1 pseudogene is annotated in these 338 nt (G+C 36.1%); it reads right to left on the reverse strand.

Annotated features, from left to right (window positions below):
* A pseudogene (locus tag AB4512_RS23095) lies at nt 1–231 on the reverse strand (modification methylase NmeDIP); the annotation flags it as partial.
* Nucleotides 232–338 lie beyond the last annotated feature (107 nt).

Consider the following 338-nt stretch of genomic DNA (forward strand, 5'->3'; position numbering starts at 1 on the left):
TAGCTCATTTTTACGCGTTCCCGTAACAAAATCATCAATACTTCCAAGATGATGGCCGTACTTGGGTTCAGGAAGATTCATCTGTTCCCGTGAGTATTTATATGCTTCAAGGAAAGAGCTATGAAATTCATTTACAAAACGAACATCAAAACCAGACATTTCAAAGCCTAAGTCTAAAAATCCACTACCAGAGAAGAATGAAAAGATGATTGGTTGTTTTTGAGCTGACAAATTAGAGCCTTTATTAATTGTTAATTCTATCGGTAACGAATACCAAGCTTGTCATAATACATCATCACAAGGACTGCTGACACTTGATTTTAGTTGAAGCTGAAGGT

Source organism: Vibrio sp. 10N.222.52.B7 (assembly GCF_041474275.1).
In the GTDB taxonomy this organism is placed as follows: domain Bacteria; phylum Pseudomonadota; class Gammaproteobacteria; order Enterobacterales; family Vibrionaceae; genus Vibrio; species Vibrio crassostreae_C.